Below are 16,580 nucleotides of genomic sequence, written 5' to 3' on the forward strand. Positions count from 1 at the left end.
GCCGTCCTATCCTTTGCGGCTCTGCTCGACGCCGGAGGATACCTTCAGGCGCAGCGCGTTCAGGCGGATGAAGCCTGTCGCGTCGCCCTGGTCGTACGCCTGCGAAGGATCGGCCTCCATCGTCGCGATGTCGGGATTGTACAGGCTGACCGGACTTTTCACGCCGGCGCCGATGACGTTGCCCTTGTACAGCTTGAGCCGCACGACGCCGCTGACGTTTTTCTGACTCTCGGCCACGAGCGCCTGCAGCGCGAGCCGCTCCGGCGCGAACCAGAAGCCGTTGTACACGAGCGTCGCGTACTTGGCGATGAGCGAGTCGCGCAGATGCATGACGTCGCGGTCCATCGTCAGCGACTCCATCTTGCGATGCGCCGTGAACAGGATCGTGCCGCCCGGCGTCTCGTACACGCCGCGGCTCTTCATGCCGACGAAGCGGTTCTCGACCATGTCGACGCGGCCGATGCCGTGCTTGCCGCCGAGCTCGTTGAGCTTCTCCATCACCGCAAGCGGGCTCAGCGTCTCGCCGTTGACGGCGACGCAGTCGCCCTGCTCGAACGTCAGCTCGACGTACTCGGCCTGATCCGGCGCGCGCTCCGGCGAGACGCTGAGCACGTACATGCCCTCGTTCTCCTCGGAGCTCGGGTCGAACCACGGATCCTCGAGCATGCCGCTCTCAAAGCTGATATGCAGCAGGTTGCGGTCCATCGAGTACGGCTTGGACGCGGACGCCTGCACCGGGATGCCGTGCTTCTCGGCGTAGGCGATCATCTCGGCGCGGCCGGGGAACTCGGCGCGGAACTCCTCGCTGCGCCATGGCGCGATGACCTGGATGTCCGGCGCCAGCGCGGCGGCCGTCAGCTCGAAGCGGACCTGGTCGTTGCCTTTGCCGGTCGCGCCGTGCGCGATCGCGGTCGCGCCCTCGGCGCGGGCGATGTCGACCATGCGCTTGGCGATGAGCGGACGCGCGATCGACGTGCCGAGCAGGTACTGGCCCTCGTAGAGGGCGCCCGACTGGAACATCGGGTAGATGAAGTCCTTGGCGAACTCGTCGCGGAGGTCGTCGATGTACACCTTGGAGGCGCCGGTCGCCAGCGCTTTCTCCTCGAGGCCGTCGAGCTCCTCCTTCTGGCCGATGTCGGCGGTGAAGGCGATGATCTCGGCGTCATACGTTTCCTTGAGCCACTTGAGAATGACGGATGTATCCAGGCCGCCCGAGTAGGCGAGCACGATTTTTTGCTTGGACATGAGCGCTGCTCTCTTCCTTCCTCATCTGAAAAATGGGACTACATTAGCGCGGCCAGAATCGCTTTCTGCGCGTGCAGGCGGTTCTCCGCCTCGTCGAATACGATCGAGTGCTTGCCGTCGATGACGCCCTCGCTCACTTCCTCGCCGCGATGCGCCGGCAGGCAGTGCATGAACAGGTAGTCCGGCTTCGCGAACTTCGTCAGCTCCTCGTTGACCTGATAGGCCGCGAACGCCTTTTCGCGCTCCGCCTGCTCGGCCTCGAAGCCCATGCTCGCCCACACGTCGGTATAGACGATGTCCGCCTGCTCGATCGCCTCGCGCGGATCGCGGCAGACATGGATGAGCGAGCCTGTGTCGGCAGCGACCTTGCGCGTCTGCGCCACGATGTCCGCATCCGGCTCGTAGCCCTCCGGCGTCGCCACGCTCATGTGCAGGCCCAGCTTGGCCGCGCCCATGAGCAGCGAGTGCGCCATGTTGTTGCCGTCGCCGATGTAGGCGACCTTGAGCCCCTCGAGCCGGCCCTTGTGCTCCAGCGCCGTCTGGTAGTCGGCCATCACCTGGCACGGATGCTCGGAGTCGGTCAGGCCGTTGATGACCGGGATCGTGGAGTTGCGCGCCAGCTCGATGACGGTGCGGTGGGCGAACGTGCGGATCATGATGCCGTCGAGGTAGCGGGACAGCACCTGCGCCGTATCGGACACCGGCTCGCCGCGCCCGATCTGCAGGTCGTTGCCGCTCAGGAACAGCGCATGGCCGCCGAGCTGGTACATGCCGACCTCGAAGCTGACGCGCGTGCGGGTGGACGCCTTCTCGAAAATCATGCCGAGCGTCTTGCCCTTCAGCGGATGGAACGTCTCGCCGCTCTTTTGGCGGCGCTTGAGCTCGATCGCCAGGTCGATCAGGTAGCGGAGCTCCTGCGGCGTGTAGTCGGCGAGCGCGAGGAAGTCGCGCCCTTTGAGGCTGGAGGCCAGCTCCTCGGCGGCCGTTCCCGTCAGGAGGGAGGATTGCGGTACGCTCATCGTGGGTTCACACCTGCTTTTCTATGAGAATATCAGGCCCTACTGCGGGGCCGTTACGGTCTTTTCCTTGAGGACGGCGGCGATGATGCCGACCGCCTGGTCGATCTCGGCATGGCTGACGAGCAGATTCGGCAGCAGGCGCACGACATTCGGCCCCGCCGGCACGACGAGCAGGCCGCGCTCGCGCATCGTGGCGATGACGTCCGCCACCGGTCCGCCGCATTCGATGCCGATCAGCAGGCCGAGGCCGCGGATCTGCTTGACCCACGGGTTGCCGGCGAGCTTCTCGCGCAGTTGGCCCGTCAGGTAGCTGGCCGCGCCGGCGGCGCGGTCGAACGCGCGGTTGCCGGCGATCTCCTGCACGGTCGCCTTGACGACCGCCGAGGCGATCGGCGTGCCGCCGAACGTCGTCGCATGCGAGCCCGGGGAAAACGCCTCGCGCAGGAACTCCTTGGCGAGCACGGCGCCGACCGGGAAGCCGCTGCCGAGTCCTTTGGCCGCTGTGAAGATGTCCGGCTGGACGCCGTAGTGCTCATGCGCGAACAGCTTGCCCGTGCGTCCCATGCCGGTCTGCACCTCGTCGAGGATGAGCAGGATGCCGGCGTCGCGGCACAGCTTGGCGAGATCGTGCACGAACTCCGGCTTGACCGGCAGCACGCCGCCCTCGGCCTGCACGAGCTCCAGCATGACCGCCGCGGTGCGGTCTGTGATCGCCGCCTGGAGCGCGTCCAGATCGTGCATCGGCACGGTGACGAAGCCTTCCGGCAGCGGCAGGAAGCCTTCCTTGACCTTGTCCTGTCCGGTCGCCGTCAGCGTCGCCAGCGTGCGTCCGTGGAACGACTGCGTGAACGTGATGACCTCGTAGCGATGCTCGCCCTTGACCTTCTGGAAGTAGCGGCGGGCGAGCTTGATCGCGCCCTCGTTGGCTTCCGCGCCGGAGTTGCAGAAGAAGACGGCGTCCGCGCAAGTATGCTGCACGAGCAGCTCGGCCGCTTCCTCCTGGACCGGGATGCGGAACAGGTTGGACACATGCCACACCTCGTCCAGCTGCCGGATCAGCGCTTCCTTGATCGCCTGCGGCACGTGGCCGAGGTTCGTGACCGCCAGTCCGCTCATGAAGTCGAGGTACTTGTTGCCCTGATCGTCCCACAGCCAGCTGCCCTCGCCCTTGACGAGCGCCAGCGGGTATCTCGCATAGGTGGGGAATAACGCTTCTCCGCTCATGTCCTTCTCCTGCCTCTCCGATTGAAAATGATCGGCCTGCGTGAGCAGGCCATAGGCAGCGCCGCGCCGCGCGCGGGCCGCGTCAAGCCTCGATGACCGTGCCGACGCCGCCTTCAAGCACGGCGCGGCTCAGCACATCCGGCTCCGTGCCGCTGACGATCGCCACCTCGCGCACGTTGCCGTGCAGGCAGGCGAGCGCCGCCTTGACCTTGGGAATCATGCCGCCGTAGATCTCGCCGCTCGCGATCATCTCCTCGATCTCGGCCGCCGTCACGCGCGGCAGCACGCGCTTCTCGCCGTCCACCGCGCGCAGGATGCCCGGCACGTCGGTGACAACGATCATGCGAAGGACGCCAAGCTGCGAGGCGACCGCTCCCGCCGCCGTATCGGCGTTGATGTTGTAGCGCTGGCCGGCGTCGTCGATGCCGACCGGGGCGAGGACGGGAATGTAGCCCATCGCCATGACGCCCTCGATGACGGAGACGTTCACCTCCGTCACCTCGCCGACATGTCCGATCTCGTCCGCGTTCGCCACCGGCCGCGCCTGGATGAGCTTGCCGTCCACGCCCGAGAGGCCGAGCGCCCGCGCTCCGGCTCCCTGGATGCGCCGCACGATCTCCTTGTTGATCGTGCCCGACAGCACCATCTCCACGACGTCGAGCACCTCCTCCGTCGTGCGGCGCAGGCCGCCGACGAATTCCGTCTCGATGCCGAGCTTCTCCAGCGTGCCGGAGATGGCCGGCCCGCCGCCGTGCACGATGACCGGCTTCACGCCGCTCTCCTGCAGCCGCCGCAGGTCCTCGAAAAAGGCGGCAGGCAGCGCCGCGAGCGTGCTGCCTCCGCATTTCATCACAAACCGCTGTTCCATGCCTCCGCTGTCGCTCCTTCCGTAGGTCCGGGTCACGTCCGGTACGCCGCGTTGATGCGCACATAGTCGTACGTCAGGTCGCAGCCCCAGGCGGTCGCCTGGCCGCCGCCGAGCTTGAGGTCGACGATGATCTCGACCGTGTCGCCCTTGAGATAGGCCAGCGCCGCGTCCTCGTCGAACGCGACCGGCTGCGAGTCCCGCAGCGTCAGGATCGGGCCGAGCGCGATGTCGACCGTATCCGGATCGAGCGGCTCGCCCGCGCGCCCGGCCGCCGCGATGATCCGGCCCCAGTTGGCGTCGGTGCCGAAGACGGCGGATTTGACGAGCGAGGAGCCGACGATCGTCTTGGCGATCGCGGCCGCCGAAGCGTCGCTCTCGGCGCCGCTGACGCGCACCTCGATCAGCTTCGTCGCGCCTTCGCCGTCGCGGGCGATCGCCTTGGCGAGAATCTCGCAGACGTAGGTCAGCGCCGAGGCGAACGCCTCCCAATCAGGATGCGCCGGCGTCAGCTCGTCGCCGCCCGCCAGGCCGCTCGCCATCGCGACGAGCATGTCGTTCGTGCTCGTGTCGCCGTCGACGGTGATCATGTTGAACGTGCGGTCCGTCGCCTGCCGCAGCAGCGCCTGCAGCGCCTCGCTGCCTACGGGCGCGTCGGTCGTGACGAAGCCGAGCATCGTCGCCATGTTCGGGTGGATCATGCCGGAGCCTTTGGCCGCTCCCGCCACATGCACGGTCCGTCCGCCGGCCTGCAGCGAGACGCAGACCGACTTCTTCACGAGATCGGTCGTCAGGATCGCTTGGCAAAAGTCGTCCGCGCCCTCCGCGCCGGCCTTCAGCCGGGCGGGCAGCTGCGCGATGCCGGAGCGGACGCGGTCCATCTTGAGCAGCTCGCCGATGACGCCGGTCGAGGCGACGGCCACCTGCTCCTGCGGCACTCCCGCCGCTTCCGCGAAGGCGGCGCGCATCTCGTACGCATCGGCCTCGCCCTGCTTGCCGGTGCAGGCGTTGGCGTTGCCGCTGTTGACGAGCATCGCCCGCAGGCGGCCGCCGGCCGCCAGGCTCTCGCGCGTCGCCTTGAGCGGCGCGGCCTGCACCTTATTCGTCGTATAGACGGCCGCCGCCGCCGCGGGCACCTCGCAGAGGATCGCGCCCAGATCGTGGCGGTCGGTCTTTTTGAGCCCGCAATGCAGGCCTCCCGCGCGGAAGCCCGCCGGCGTCGTCACGGAGCCGTCCTCCACGACCGTGAATGCGGCCGTTGCCGCTGTTGCTTGAGCTGCTGCATGTTCGTGTGCCATCGCTGCGCTTGTCTCCTTCTGGCGCTGACGCGTCGTCTATTAAGGGTACATGGGCACGAGCCGCAGGCCCGCGTCCTCGTCCCAGCCCATCATCAGGTTCAAGTTCTGGATCGCCTGTCCGGCCGCGCCCTTGACGAGATTGTCGATGACGGACACGAACGTGATCCGTCCGGTGCGGCGGTCGACGGCGAAGCCGATGTCGCAATAGTTGGAGCCGCTGACCTCCTTGGTCGCCGGCCACTGGCCCGCCGGGCGGATGCGCACGAACGGACGGCCCGCGTAGAACTCCTCGTACAGCTGGATGAAGTCGGCCTCCGAGCGCTCCTCGGTCAGCTTGGCGTACATCGTCGCCATGATGCCGCGCGTCATCGGCACGAGATGCGTCGTGAACGTCGTCACGACGTCGCGGCCGGCCGCGTCGGACAGCACCATCTCGATTTCCGGGACATGCTGATGCTTGTTGATCTTGTACGCCTTAAAGTTCTCGTTCAGCTCCGAATAATGCGTGCCGAGGCTCGCGCCGCGGCCGGCTCCGGAGACGCCGCTCTTGGCGTCGACGATGATCGAGTCCGGATCGATCCAGCCGGCCTTGATCGCCGGCACGAGGCCGAGCAGCGTCGCCGTCGGATAGCAGCCCGGATTGGAGATGAACGGCGCTCCTTTGACGCGGTCGCCGTAAATCTCGCACAAGCCGAACGCCGCTTGCTCCAGATAGGCCGGATCGGCGGCGGGCTTGCCGTACCACTGCTCGTACACATCCGGCTGCGGCAGCCGGAAGTCGCCCGACAGGTCGATGACCTTGAGCCCCTGCTCCAGCAACTGCGGCACGAGCTTCGAGGCGACGCCGGCCGGCGTCGCCAGGAAGACGACGTCCGCCTTGGCCCGGATCGCCGCCGGATCGACATCGTCCAGCAGCTCCGTGCGAATCCCGCTCAGATGCGGATATCCCGCGGCGATCGGCTCGCCCGCGCTGGACGAGGAGATGACGCTCGTCACCTCCGCGTGCGGATGGCCGTGCAGCAGGCGGATCAGCTCGACCCCGCCGTAGCCCGTCGATCCTACGATCGCTGCTCTTGTCTTGTTCTCCATCGCTGACCTCTCCCATCCCGCTGCGGCATCCATCGCTTCCGCCCGATTCGATTTCCGTATCATTATACGTTCATATTAATAATAATACAACAGTCAAAATCCGCCTTGCCGTTGGGATATTCGCCCTCCCGGCTGGATTTCCCTTCCATGCCGAGCGGCAGCAGAAAGGAATCGTGCCGAAGCGGACAACGGCAAAAAGACGAAGCCCGAGCGCCGGGCTCCGCTTCGTCCTTGCGTTGCGTCGGTTCACTTCCAGCTGACGATGAGCGCGCCCGCCACGATGACCGCGCAGCCGATCCAGCGGTTCAAGGGAATCGCCTCGCCGAACAGCTGCCACGCGAGCACGAGGCCCAGCACGTAGGCCAGGCTTTGCAGCGGATAGGCCGCGCTCAGCGGCAGCCGCGACAGCACGGCCAGCCAAAGCACCGTGGCGATGCCGTAAAGGCCGATTCCGGCCAGGATGAGCGGCGAGAGCAGCGCCTGCAGCCAATTGCCGAAGCCGAGGCCTCCGAGGCGATCAAGGCCGAGCTTCCATGCCATCTGGCCGGCGACGAGGCATAAGATGTTGCCGAGCAGCAGCGCGTAGGCCATCAGGAGCGCGCCTCCTGCGGCATCGCCTCCACCCGCTGCTCCAGACGCCTCAGCCGCTCCTGCTGCAGCGCCTCCGACTGGGTCAGCCGCACGAGCTTGAGCGACAGCTCCGAGACGGCGAGCGTCTGCCGCAGCAGCAGCGCCAGCACGCTCAGCAGGCCGATGAAGGAGAGCAGAGACGGCGCATAGGCGACGCCGAGCAGCAGGGCGAGGCGATCCAGCACCTCCGGCGCGAGCGACAGCGCCGTCATGCCGGCCGCAAGCAGCAGCCAGAGCAGCGCGTACTGCTCCCGCAGCCGCCGGCTGCGGACCAGATGCAGGATCCAGAAGAAAAACGCCAGGCTGAGCGCGAGGCTCACGCCATAAAATTCAGCTTTCATAGCCGAAGCTCCACTCCTTATGCTTCTTTTTCGTCTTAGCGATCAGCACGGCCAGCACGACCTTGGCCATGTAATACCCGGCCTTGCCGGGCGAGATGCTCGATACGCCGCCCTGCCGCTCGCGCATGACGACCGGCAGCTCGATGAAGCGGCCGCGGTGGTTGTCGAGCTGGATGATCGCTTCCACCTCGGGGTAGTCCGTCGGATAGTCGGCGGCGAACAGCTCGGCGGCCTTGCGGCTGCACAGCCGGTAGCCCGATGTCGGATCGGTCACGCGCCGGCCGGTGAGCGCCGAGACGAGCGCGGCCAGCAGCTTGATGCCCCGCTTGCGGGCGAACGACGACTGGAAGCCCTGCTTTTCCAAAAAGCGCGAGCCGACGACCATGTCCGCCTCATGCCGCTGCATCGCCTCCAGCATCCGGCCGAGCTCGCGCGGATCATGCTGGCCGTCCGCATCGATCTGCACCGCGCAGCCGTACCCTTGCTCGACCGCGAAGCGGTATCCGGCCTGCACCGCGCCGCCGATGCCGAGATTGCAGCTCAAGTCGAGCACCGGCACGCCGCAGGAGCGGGCCAGGCGCGCGGTAGGGTCCGTCGAGCCGTCGTTCACGACGACGATGTCGGCGAACGGCGCATGCTCGCGGATGCTCCGGATCGTGCTGCGGATCGACGCCGCCTCGTTGTAGGCCGGCACGATCGCCAGCACGTCCCGCCGATGCAATGGCTGGGCTAGGCTCATCCTTCCTGCACCTCCTTCAGCTTGGACCGGTCCGGGCGCGGCTCGCGCGCCGCTCTCCGTCCTTTCCACCAGCTCCATGCAAGTCCGGCCGCGGCCGCGTCGAGCACGATGAACAGCGGCATGACGGTGAAATTGTAGCGGTACTCCGGCACGAACAGCAGCCGCAGCGCCGACATGGCGAGCACGATCGCCGCCGGCAGCAGCGCCGGATGCCGCCAGCGGCGGAGCATGGCGACAAGCGCGGCCACGCCCGCTCCGACGATCAGCCGGTGATAGGCGTTGCGCAGCTCCCAAGGCACCGGCAGAACCGGATAATGAGGCTCATGGCCGGCTCCGTAGAACATCCGGCTGTAGGTGTAGTCCAGCTTGCCGATCGTGTACCAGCGGACGAACTCGCCCGTATGCTCCGAGAAGCCGACGCGCAGCCGTTCCCGCGCGACCTCGAGCTGCGACTTGCCGGCTCGGTCCACGAGGCCGTCGGCATAGTTCTTGTCCGGATACGTTCCCGCGGCGAAAGGATTCTGCTGCGTCGACGTCACGATCAGCTCGCCGAGCGTGACCGCGTTGCGGACGACCCACGGAGACAGCATAATCGCCAGGCCGCAGGCGCCGAGGGCAAGCTGCCGCGCCGTCGCGCGCCAATCGCGCGTCCATAGCCACTGCGCCGCATAGGCGAGCGCGATCAGCGGCAGGAACTCGGCCCGCGTCAGCACGGTCAGGCCGAGCACGGCTCCGGCCAGCAGATGCAGCCAGCGGCCGCCCCGGCGCAGCGCCAGCAGCTGCAGGCAGACGTAGGCCATCAGCAGAAAGGCGGCCAGCGTTTCCGTCAGCACGCCTCCGGACGCCCAGACGAACGGCGGATAAACCGCCGCCATGAGCGCCGCCGCGAGCGCGGTCCAGCGTCCGGCGACGAGCCGGCCAAGCGCATAGACGAGCCCCAGCATCGCCGTAGCGATGCCTGCCTGCACGAAGCGGATGAGCGGATACGGATCCCGCGTCTCGTAGCCGGCCAGCTCGTACATCGCCGCCATGAACAGCGGGTAGCCCGGCGTCACCTGCGCGTTCGGCTCGATGCTTTTATACCCGTAGACGCCCTGCTCCAGCAGCTGCCGGACCATGATGTCGTAGTTCTTCGTATCATGCGTGACGTGGTGGCTGACCGATACGAGAAAGTCCACCCGCAGCCATGCGCCAAGTCCGATCGCCAGCGCCAGCAGCAGCGCATGCAGCGCCTTCCTTGTCCCTGCTTCCCCCTGAATTCCGCTTGAAGACCTCTTCATTCGCCCTTGCGCTCCTTTCCGCTCTCCGCAGCGCTCCGGCGCTGCGGCTTTCCCTCATTGTCGCTCGAGCTGCTTAAGGAATCGGGTTGAAAGTTCTTATGTCTTTCTTAAAACCCGGAGGACAAAAGGCGGAACGCAAAAAGCCGTCCGGATCGGATAGGGGCTCCGGCAGGAGCCCTTCCACGATCGGACGGCGCTGGGCCTGGAAAGCGTCAGCCCTCCAGCTTGAAGCCTTGGCCGATGACCTCGGCCGTATGGCTGATGATGACGAAGGCGTTCGGATCGACCTGCTGCACGAGCCGCTTGAGCTCCGGCACCTCGTTCTGGCTGACGACGACCATCAGCACGGTGCGGGCGTCGCCGGTGAAGCCGCCATGGGCGTCAAGGCGCGTCAGCCCTCGGTCCAGGTCATGCAGCACCGCATCCGCCAGCTCCTCCGAGCGCGCGCTGATGATGAACGCCACCTTGGACAGGGCGAGGCCCGTCTGCACGATGTCGATCGTCTTGCTCGTCACGAACAGGCCGATGAGCGCGTAGAGCGCCTTTTCCGGCGAAAGGAAGACGCCGGCCGCCGCGATGACGAGGCCGTCCATGCAGGCGACGGACAGTCCGAGCGGCAAGCCCGTGTAGCGGTGCAGGATCTGCGCCGCCAGGTCGGTGCCGCCCGTCGAGCCGCGGCCGCGGAAGACGAGGCCAAGGCCAAGGCCGACGCCGATGCCGCCGTAGATCGAAGCGAGCAGCGGATTTTCTGTCGGCGCACCCCAATGGGCGGTCAGCAGGACGAACAGCGGCAGCACCGCGGAGCCGACGATCGTCTGCAGCGCGAACCGGCGTCCGAGCAGCGCCATGCCGGCCAGGAACAGCGGGATGTTGAGCGCCCATTGGACATACGCCGGCGTGAAGCCGTACAGATGCTGCAGCAGCACCGATATGCCGCTGATGCCGCCCGAAGCGATGCCGTTCGGCAGCAGGAAGCAGTTGAAGCTCGCCGCGATGACGAGCGCTCCCGCAAGCAGCGACAGCAGGTTCGATACCCTCTGGTCGAGCAGCGGCTTTTTCGCCTTGCGCGGCTTGCGCGTCCGCGGACGGATGGCAGCGGCTTCCGGACCGGTGCGGTTCGCGACGCCGTTTGCAGCCGCTCTCGCTCCGTATTTCGCGACGCCGCTTGCAGCCGTTCTTCCTCCGCCTTCCGCCACGCCGCTAGCGGCCGTTCTCCCTCCGCCTTCCGCCACGCCGCTAGCGGCCGTTCTCCCTCCGCCTTCCGCCACGCCGCTAGCAGCCGTTCTCCCTCCGCCTTCCGCCACGCCGCTAGCAGCCGTTCTCCCTTCCGCTTCCGCTTCCGCTCCGAACGGCGGAAGCCGCTCGTCCTCAATCGGCTCCGCCACGACCGACGTCGCCCCCGTACGGCTCTGCGGCCGGGATCCCTCTTGATGCTCCGGACGCTGATCGTCCGGATTGTTGCTGCCGCTGGCCGGTTCTCCGCCGCGTTTCTGCTCATCCACTGCTATGTTCCCCTTCCTTTGGTCCAGGCGCCCGCCGCTCTGCCGCGGTACCGCGCACCACCTTTTCCTTCCGCGCGAAAAAGAGTTCCCCACTTGAATCAAGTGTCGGAACTCTTTTCTTCTTTTATTCGAGCGTGCCGAACCGGGCTTACGCCTCTTCGGGCTTTTGCTTGATCTGATGGCGCAGGTAGCCGTTGATGAACGCGTCCAGGTCGCCGTCCATGACCGCGCCGACGTTGCCTGTCTCCACCGACGTGCGATGGTCCTTGACCATGCTGTACGGGTGGAACACGTAGGAGCGGATCTGGCTGCCCCAGGCGATGTCGGACTGCTCGCCGCGGATCTCGGCCAGATGCTTCTGCTGCTCCTCGATCTTGCGCTCGTACAGCTTGGAACGGAGCATCTTCATCGCGCGGTCGCGGTTCTGGATCTGCGAGCGCTCCGTCTGGCAAGCGACGACGATGCCGGTCGGCATATGCGTGATCCGGATCGCCGACTCCGTCTTGTTGACGTGCTGGCCGCCCGCGCCGCTGGAGCGGTACGTGTCGACCTTGAGGTCCTCCGGACGGATCTCGATCTCGATGTCGTCGTCGATCTCCGGCATGATGTCGCAGGAGACGAACGACGTGTGCCGGCGGCCGGAAGCGTCGAACGGCGAGATCCGCACGAGGCGATGCACGCCTTTCTCCGCCTTGAGGTAGCCGTAGGCGTTATGTCCCTTGATGCTGATCGTGACGCTCTTGATGCCGGCCTCGTCGCCCGGCAGATAGTCGAGCACCTCGACCTTGTAGCCGTGCTTCTCCGCCCAGCGCGTGTACATCCGGTACAGCATCTGGCCCCAGTCCTGCGACTCCGTGCCGCCGGCGCCCGGATGCAGCTCCAGGATCGCGTCCAGCTTGTCGTAGGGCTGGTTGAGCAGCAGCGTCAGCTCAAAATCGCCGATCTTGCCCATCAGGTCGGCGACCCCTTCCGTCAGCTCGCTGTCGAGGGAACCGTCGTCCTCCTCGGCGGCGAGCTCCAGCAAGGTGTCGAGATCCTCGCGCTGCGTGCTCAGCTTTTCATACTGCTCGACGACGGACTTCACGGCATTCAGCTCCGCGATGACCTTTTGGGCCTTCTCGTTGTCGTCCCAGAAATCCGGCGCCGTCATCTTCTCTTCGAAATTGGCTATGATCTCCTGCTTGAGATCTAAGTCAAAGAGACCCCCTGAGATCTTGGAGCCGCTTTGCCGCCTCGCGCAGGTCTTGCTTTACCGTTACGTCGATCATGACAATGCTTCACCTCAAATTTTCATGAATTCATGAAGCAAGCCGGTCAAGCAGGCGAGCGCCTCTCTCCCGGCCCTTCATGCTATGGAATGCTTATTTGCCGTGGCAAAGCTTGTACTTCTTGCCGCTGCCGCAAGGGCAAGGATCGTTGCGGCCGACGCGCTCCTCGCGCTTGGCCGGACGCGCCTCGCGCCCTTCGCTGCTGCCGCCGACTTCGACCTGGCCTTTGGCGACCTCTTGCCGCTCGAGGTTCTGCTCGACCTGAGCCTTCATGATGTAGCGCGAGACTTCCTCCTGGATCGTCTCGATCATCTCGCGGAACATCTCGAAGCCCTCGAACTGGTACTCGCGAAGCGGATCCGTGCCGCCGTAGGCGCGCAGGTGGATGCCTTGGCGAAGCTGGTCCATCGCGTCGATGTGGTCCATCCACTTGCTGTCGACGGCGCGCAGCACGACGACCTTCTCGAACTCGCGCATCGTCTCCTCGCCCATCGCCGCCTCGCGCTCGTCATACAGAGCCGTGACTTTGTCGAACAGGAACTCGGCCATCTCTTCCGGCTCCTTGCCCCACAGGTCTTCCTTGGAGACGGAGCCCTCGGGCAGCAGGTTGCCGTGCACGTAATCGACGACCGCCTGCAGATCCCACTCCTCCGGCACCTGCTCCTTCGGGCAATGCGCGTCGACGATGCGCTGGATGACCGGCTGGATCATCTCCATGACGATAGAGCGGATGTTCTCGCTGAACAGCACCTCGCGGCGCTGCTTGTAGATGATTTCGCGCTGTTGGTTCATGACGTCGTCGTATTGCAGGACGACTTTGCGCGTGTCGAAGTTGTTGCCCTCGACGCGCTTCTGCGCGGACTCGATCGCCTTGGTGATGAGGCGGCTCTCGATCGGCTGGTCTTCCTCGAAGCCGAGCTTCTCCATCATGCCCATGATGTTCTCCGCGCCGAAGCGGCGCATCAGCTCGTCCTCGAGCGACAGGTAGAACTGGGACGAGCCCGGGTCGCCCTGACGGCCGGCACGGCCGCGCAGCTGGTTGTCGATGCGGCGGCTCTCGTGGCGCTCGGTGCCGATGATATGCAGTCCGCCGACATCATGCACGCCTTCGCCGAGCAGGATGTCGGTGCCGCGGCCCGCCATGTTGGTGGCGATCGTCACGGAGCCGGCCTGTCCGGCGCGCGAGATGATCTCGGCTTCCTCGGCATGGTACTTGGCGTTCAGCACCTTGTGCTGGATGCCGCGCTTCTTGAGCAGCTCGGAGAGCTTCTCGGAGTTCTCGATCGACACGGTGCCGACGAGCACCGGCTGGTTCTTCTTGTGGCGCTCGACGATCTCTTCGACGACGGCCTTGAACTTGCCGTTCTCGGTCTTGTAGACGACGTCCTGCGTATCCTGGCGGATCATCGTCCGGTTCGTCGGCACCTGCAGCACCTCGAGGCCGTAGATCTTCTTGAACTCTTCTTCCTCCGTCTTGGCCGTACCGGTCATGCCGGCGAGCTTGCGGTACATGCGGAAGTAGTTCTGGAAGGTGATCGTCGCGAGCGTCATGCTCTCGTTCTGCACCTTCAGGTTTTCCTTTGCCTCGATGGCCTGGTGCAGGCCGTCGCTATAGCGGCGTCCCGACATGATGCGGCCGGTGAACTCGTCGACGATCAGCACCTCGTCGTCCTGGACGACATAGTCGACGTCGCGCTTCATGATCGCGCGGGCCTTGAGCGCCTGCTGGATATGGTGGTTAAGCGTGACGTTGGCGTGATCGAACAGGTTCTCGATGCCGAATGCGCGCTCCGCCTTCTCCACGCCCGACTCGGTCATCGTCACGCTGCGCAGCTTGATGTCGACCGTGTAGTCCTCCTCGAGCTTGAGGCGGGAGACGAACTTGTCCGCCGCGTGGTACAGCTCGGTCGACTTGGCGGCCTGGCCGGAGATGATGAGCGGCGTACGGGCCTCGTCGATCAGGATGGAGTCCACTTCGTCGATGATGGCGAAATGGAGCGGCTTCTGCACCATCTGCTCTTTGTAGAGGACCATGTTGTCGCGCAGGTAGTCGAAGCCGAACTCGTTGTTGGTGCCGTACGTAATGTCGCAGGCGTAGGCTTCCTGCTTTTGCTCGTGGGAGAGCGAGTTCAGGTTGCAGCCGACCGTCATGCCGAGGAATTCATAAAGAGGACGCATGATGCTGCTGTCGCGCTGGGCCAGGTAGTCGTTGACCGTAACCACGTGCACGCCTTTGCCGAGCAGGGCGTTCAGATAGACCGGAAGCGTGCCGACAAGCGTCTTGCCCTCGCCCGTCTTCATCTCGGCGATCTTGCCCTCATGCAGCGCCATGCCTCCGATCAGCTGCACGTCGAAATGGCGCATGCCCAGCACGCGCTTGCCTGCCTCGCGCACCGTCGCGTACGCCTCCGGCAGCAGGTCGTCCAGCTCTTCGCCCTTCTCGAGACGGTCGCGGAACTCCTGCGTCTTGGCCGACAGCTGCTCATCCGTGAGAGCGACGAACTGCGGCTCCATTTCATTTATGACTTCGACGTTGCGCATGAGCCGCTTGACTTCCCGCTCATTCGCATCGCCGAATATCTTCTTCACCAGTCCGAGCATGGTTTTCCCCTTTCGTGAGACCACTTTGCCTTAATTTTAACAGTTGTCCGATGCTCCCGCAATCAGACCGGGGGCTTTTCCAGCATTATATACGTTGCCCGCGAAGAAAGGGCCGCCCCGACGAGCGGGGGCGGCGGGCAGCGCGGCCGCCGCGCCATTCCGCCGCTTTCCTTACCTATTAAAAAGCCCTCTCCCGGGAAAGGGAGAGGGCGTCGACCTCACAGGGGCAGAGCGCGCGCCGTCTGGAGCGAAAAGCAGTGCGCAGAAGCGCTGGCGTCTTGCTCCAAAACGGCTGCTGCCCGATGATCGCCCGGCAGCGCTGGCTCTATCGGATCGCCTGATCCTGCGCCGGCACCGCCGGCCGGGCCGAGCCTGCATCGGCTACTCCTGCTCGATCAGGCCGTAGCGGCCGTCGTTGCGGCGGTAGACGACGTTGACCTCCTTGGTCTCGATGTTATGGAAGACATAGAAGCTATGGCCGACCATGTCCATCTGGAGGATCGCTTCCTCCACATCCATCGGCTTCAGCTTGAAGCGCTTCATCCGTACCACTTCAAGGTCCTCTTCCGGCTCCTGAACGGCGACAGAGGCGATGTCGTCCTCGCGGAACAGCGTCTTGATGCTCTCGGCCTGGCGGAATTTACGATTGACCTTGGTCTTATGCTTCCGAATCTGACGTTCCAGCTTGTCGACGACAGCATCGACCGAGGCGTACATGTCGGGGCTCTTCTCCTCGGCCCGCAAAATCACGCCCGGGAGCGGGATCGTCACCTCGATGCCATGGCGTCCTTTATGGACGGACATCGTCACGCTGGAGTCAGCGGCAGGGGGGGCATCAAAATACTTATCCAGGCGGTTCAACTTCTTCTCGACGTAATCCCTCATGGCATCCGTCACAGGAACGTTTTGACCTCGAATGTTGTATTTCATGAAGCACTCCTCCTTTACATGGTCTTAGTATACCACGAGGAGCGTTTCCGAATCAAAAGACTAATTTGTGTATTTCGAATTTTCAGAAACTTATAGATGCATCGCGGCTTTCGCTTTGACGGATCGGGCCTGGAGTGCGGAATGTCACCGCTAAACTCAAGGAGCGCGCAAAAAAAGAGGCCCCTCGCAGGACCCCGAACATGTCTTTGTCATTCGAATCATCTATCGATGGCCGATAGGCCGGATGATTACAGTTTGACGACGTTGGCTGCTTGTGGACCGCGAGCGCCTTCTACGATGTCGAACTCGACGGATTGGCCTTCTTCCAGCGTTTTGAAGCCTTCGGATTGGATCGCGGAGAAGTGGACGAATACGTCGCCGCCTTGCTCCGTCTCAATGAAGCCATAACCTTTTTCTGCGTTGAACCATTTCACTTTACCTTGCATTCAGAACATTCCCTTCATCTTCAAATGCTGTGAGACGCCGACAGGTGCATGGCCCACATTTTGACTATAGCACCGGGATCAAACAGTTGTCAATATGACATGG

The 16,580-nt window shown here is 64.8% G+C and carries 15 protein-coding genes; all 15 read right to left on the minus strand.

Going from position 1 to position 16,580, the window contains the following annotated elements:
• Positions 1–6: 6 nt before the first annotated feature.
• Complete coding sequence (locus NYE40_RS21870) at positions 7–1,245, minus strand: argininosuccinate synthase (protein WP_339278954.1); 1,239 nt, start codon at positions 1,243–1,245, stop codon at positions 7–9.
• A gap of 38 nt (positions 1,246–1,283) precedes the next feature.
• Complete coding sequence (gene argF / locus NYE40_RS21875) at positions 1,284–2,264, minus strand: ornithine carbamoyltransferase (protein ID WP_339278955.1); 981 nt, start codon at positions 2,262–2,264, stop codon at positions 1,284–1,286.
• Positions 2,265–2,303: 39 nt separating this feature from the next.
• A complete protein-coding gene (locus NYE40_RS21880) occupies positions 2,304–3,488 on the minus strand; it encodes an acetylornithine transaminase (protein WP_339278956.1) in 1,185 nt (394 codons plus the stop codon).
• A gap of 82 nt (positions 3,489–3,570) precedes the next feature.
• Positions 3,571–4,356: an acetylglutamate kinase gene (argB, locus tag NYE40_RS21885; RefSeq protein WP_101807651.1), complete on the minus strand. Its 786-nt coding sequence runs from the start codon at positions 4,354–4,356 to the stop codon at positions 3,571–3,573.
• Between the two features lie 32 nt (positions 4,357–4,388).
• Positions 4,389–5,651 carry a bifunctional ornithine acetyltransferase/N-acetylglutamate synthase gene (argJ, locus tag NYE40_RS21890; protein ID WP_084137292.1) on the minus strand — a complete coding sequence of 421 codons (1,263 nt, stop codon included), beginning with the start codon at positions 5,649–5,651 and terminating at the stop codon, positions 4,389–4,391.
• 39 nt (positions 5,652–5,690) lie between these two features.
• Positions 5,691–6,740, minus strand: a complete 1,050-nt coding sequence (gene argC, locus NYE40_RS21895) for an N-acetyl-gamma-glutamyl-phosphate reductase (protein ID WP_028599021.1) — start codon at positions 6,738–6,740, stop codon at positions 5,691–5,693.
• Positions 6,741–6,986: 246 nt separating this feature from the next.
• A complete protein-coding gene (locus tag NYE40_RS21900) occupies positions 6,987–7,331 on the minus strand; it encodes an EamA family transporter (protein ID WP_101807648.1) in 345 nt (114 codons plus the stop codon).
• Positions 7,331–7,711: a DUF2304 domain-containing protein gene (locus NYE40_RS21905; protein WP_153784418.1), complete on the minus strand. Its 381-nt coding sequence runs from the start codon at positions 7,709–7,711 to the stop codon at positions 7,331–7,333. Before NYE40_RS21905 ends, NYE40_RS21900 begins: the two co-directional genes overlap by 1 nt.
• Entirely contained in the window at positions 7,701–8,450 is a 750-nt protein-coding gene (locus tag NYE40_RS21910; protein WP_339278957.1) for a glycosyltransferase family 2 protein, read from the minus strand. Before NYE40_RS21910 ends, NYE40_RS21905 begins: the two co-directional genes overlap by 11 nt.
• A complete protein-coding gene (locus tag NYE40_RS21915; RefSeq protein ID WP_101807645.1) occupies positions 8,447–9,730 on the minus strand; it encodes a glycosyltransferase family 39 protein in 1,284 nt (427 codons plus the stop codon). The genes NYE40_RS21910 and NYE40_RS21915 overlap by 4 nt, the downstream gene beginning before the upstream one ends.
• A 212-nt stretch (positions 9,731–9,942) precedes the next feature.
• The gene (locus NYE40_RS21920) at positions 9,943–10,779 is read right to left on the minus strand and encodes a YitT family protein (RefSeq protein ID WP_052333274.1); all 837 of its coding nucleotides are present in this window, start codon (positions 10,777–10,779) and stop codon (positions 9,943–9,945) included.
• Positions 10,780–11,380: 601 nt separating this feature from the next.
• Positions 11,381–12,500 (minus strand): peptide chain release factor 2 gene (prfB, locus tag NYE40_RS21925; RefSeq protein WP_101807644.1). Its coding sequence is split into 2 segments (ribosomal slippage): positions 11,381–12,427 and positions 12,429–12,500, totalling 1,119 coding nucleotides; the frame shifts between segments, so codons are not numbered across the junction.
• 93 nt (positions 12,501–12,593) lie between these two features.
• Positions 12,594–15,101, minus strand: coding sequence for a preprotein translocase subunit SecA (secA, locus tag NYE40_RS21930; RefSeq protein WP_101807643.1), 2,508 nt, complete (start codon positions 15,099–15,101; stop codon positions 12,594–12,596).
• A 381-nt stretch (positions 15,102–15,482) separates the two neighbouring features.
• The gene (raiA, locus tag NYE40_RS21935) at positions 15,483–16,031 is read right to left on the minus strand and encodes a ribosome-associated translation inhibitor RaiA (RefSeq protein WP_153784421.1); all 549 of its coding nucleotides are present in this window, start codon (positions 16,029–16,031) and stop codon (positions 15,483–15,485) included.
• A 248-nt stretch (positions 16,032–16,279) separates the two neighbouring features.
• Complete coding sequence (locus NYE40_RS21940) at positions 16,280–16,477, minus strand: cold shock domain-containing protein (protein WP_028599014.1); 198 nt, start codon at positions 16,475–16,477, stop codon at positions 16,280–16,282.
• Between the last annotated feature and the right edge of the window lie 103 nt (positions 16,478–16,580).

The organism is Paenibacillus sp. FSL W8-1187, from assembly GCF_037965485.1.
GTDB lineage: Bacteria > Bacillota > Bacilli > Paenibacillales > Paenibacillaceae > Paenibacillus_O > Paenibacillus_O pasadenensis.